Source organism: Photobacterium aphoticum, from assembly GCF_001029435.1.
In the GTDB taxonomy this organism is placed as follows: Bacteria; Pseudomonadota; Gammaproteobacteria; order Enterobacterales; family Vibrionaceae; genus Photobacterium; species Photobacterium aphoticum.
Window position 1 is genome coordinate 1 of the sequence record NZ_LDOV01000069.1, and the last position, 3,040, is coordinate 3,040.

At 53.0% G+C, this 3,040-nt stretch carries 1 protein-coding gene; it reads right to left on the reverse strand.

The window, feature by feature from the left end; all coding sequences use genetic code 11:
* Nucleotides 1-558 precede the first annotated feature (558 nt).
* Nucleotides 559-3,040 (reverse strand): DUF2339 domain-containing protein (locus tag ABT58_RS23060; protein ID WP_205625342.1); only part of this gene is annotated, 2,482 nt, incomplete at its 5' end.

Consider the following 3,040-nt stretch of genomic DNA (forward strand, 5'->3'; position numbering starts at 1 on the left):
CGCTCCGCCACTTATTAAGAAGCCTCGCTAGAAATAGCGGGGCTTTTTATCGTTTGTAGTATTTTGGATGGACTCTCACGAGCCTTCGGCTTGAGTCCCGGTCGTGCGCGACCCCGGCCGTTCCGTCACTTATTAAGAAACCCTGTCGGAAACGACAGGGTTTTTTGCTATATACCTCTCCCAGAGAGCCCTACGGTCTCTAGGTCGCGGCTGGATGGCCAGCCCCGACTGGCCGTGCGCGTTGAGCTCCAGTCGTGCGCGACCCCGGCCACTCCGCCACTTCTTCGAAAGCCCTCACTGGGCGTGCCCGCAAGAAATAGCAGGGCTTTTTCGTATTTGAATAATTTTGAATGTCCGTCCTTCGGCCGGATAACCCCAGACTAGGCGTCCCCACCGTTCCGCTACTTATTAAGAAACCCAGTCTTCGGACTGGGTTTTGTCGTTTTAGGTGAAAGGGTTTCCCTTTCAAGGAAATGAGTCCCGATTGTGTGCAAGCCCTGTTGTCTCCAGCAGGGCTTTTTGTCTTTATAGGGCTATCTGTTCTAAAAGGGACGTTAACTATGATGACTTTGAGGCAGTCGGTGGTGCGTGCTCGACATCGGTGGGTGATCGTTGCAGGTGCTGAAACAACCAACCGAGGGCAATCAGAGAGGCGCCCAGACCGAGGAAACTCATCGCACGCCATAATCCTTCTAATGCAGCGGCATCCCACAAGAACACTTTGAAAGCCGCAATTCCGATGGTGATCAATCCCACTTGCTGTATGCGAGGATGTTGTCGTTGTACGCCCCAATAAGTAAAGAGCGCGCCAGCGATGATCAGCGCCACAGAATAGGTGAATAGTTCCGCCATGCTGGTTGCTGCACTTAAGCGGAGTGTGTCGGTTTGCCAAAACTGTCGAATGGAATACAACGCCCAAAGTGCCAACTGTACGGAGCCTGCCGTATAAAGCCATGAGGCCCGCAGCGGCGTTGGATACCACCGGTATTGAGCGCAGCCAATGGCCAGTAAGGCCGGTAGTGCCCAACCCAGTGTCAGTCCGTTAAATAATGGCCAATCAGCCCCAGAGATATCCTCGTGTAAAAGGGGCTGGTAAGCGGTATTGAGGCTCAGCGCGAGTAGGCCAGCTAAGCTGAACAACGCGAGTGCGTAACCTTGGTACAGGCGGTGTAGTTGGGTGCTATGGCGGGACTTATAGTGGTAGACCGCCCCCAGTGCCAGTGTTTGTCCCGCGAACAAGGCGACACTGTAAAAATCGCCATCCAGCAGGAAGTTATAGCTGCCCAGTACGAGGTAGTTTGTTTGGGCAAACAGCAGGATCACGCTGACATGTAACGTGGCGGCATCGAACCAGGCACGCAGTGTCGCATTGTGTTTGAGTAATACATACCGAGTGACAAGCAGTACGGCCAAAGTCGGTAAGACAGAGAGTACCATCCATGTCCATTCCGGCGTAAAGGCCGTTTGTAGGCCTGGTATAAACGGCACCAGCGTAATGCGTAAGATCAGCAGCGACATCAGTACTTTAATCGTGACGGCATGAGGCGTGAACCACGACTTATATTGCTGACAGGCAATCAACAACACTTGCAGTGCCAATGCGAAGGTGAAAGCGCTGCCAGTGAGGTAGATGGCGCTGACGGTCAGTAGTACCCCATGCAGGCTGGCAGACAGGCGGGTCGTGATGCGACGTTGATACAGGGCAAAGTAGGCTAACCCTATCGCGCAGACCATGGTAAAGACCGTCCAAATGAGTCGGTGATCCGGATGCGCCTGATCGATCCAAATGAGTGAGCCGATTAACATGACAGGACCGGCAAAGATCGTTATCCATTGCTGTGATCGAGCATGATCACCCTGATAGTATTGGCCGATCACACGGCAAATTACCAATACAATCAGTGCGGCACTGATGAGCAACACCCATACCGTGTTTATACCTTCGGCTTGTGCGAGATGGCGGGTCAGAAATTCAATACAGAGCATGGCCACGAGGATAGTGGAGACATAGATCCGTGGCGCACGGCCATACCGCCAAGCGGGCAGGATCAATAAGGCGAAAGGCAGTACGAATAACAGCAGACTCTGTGTCGTCAGGGGCTCAGCAAAGCACACGGTGAGGTACGTGATCATCATTAGCAAGAGAGCAGAGAACGCCGGATGGAAAAATGGCCAGCGTGCTCGATGCATGATGCGAAAATGCAGTGCCCATCCCATGCGTGGTACGAAAACCATCAAATAAGTGCTGATGGGGATAAAGGTCACGAACCAGGTAAAGCGTTGTTCAGGGGAAATGGTCACCGCAATCAAACTTAACCACAGCGAATGCCCGAGGATCACACCACTGATCAGCCAACGGATTGGACTTTTTTGTATCAGCGCCAGACTAGCCAGCGTGATAACACAAACATAGGTGGTGAGCAGGAATAAATTGGGTTCACTGCCGCCTATCCAAAGTGGGGCGGAATACCCCCCAATGATCCCTAATACGGCCATCAATGGGCCGAGCCGCAAACTGAACCATAATCCACCTAGTGCCAGACTCGCCATTGCGATAAGGGCTACGGAGGGGGCGATCAATTGATGCTTCACAGCGGCGAAAATGAACGTACCGTATAACCCGCTCATCCCTGCGGCATAGAGCGTAGCTGGGATATAGGCGTCCGATTTTTTATGTAAATAAGCGGTTTTGAGCGTTACTATTTTCCGGTGCAACCATTCACCTGCCCCCATTAATAAGAGAGATAATCCAGCGGCAAGCAGCATGCGAAGCGCAGCCGGGATCGTGAATTTACTGCCCACCACCTGCATCAAATAACCGGCACCGACCACCATGGCCAGCCCTCCCAGCCAGACCAGCCAATGTTGTTTAACATGGGCTAACCAGCGTTGCGTCAATACGGTCAACCAGCCTTGTGGCAATGGAGGTTGAGTGGCAGTGCTTGACGTCGTGTGTTTTTTTGCCTGAGCCTGAGCCTGAGCCTGAGCCTGAGCCTGAGCCTGAGCCTGAGCCTGAGCCTGAGCCTGAGCCTGAGCATGT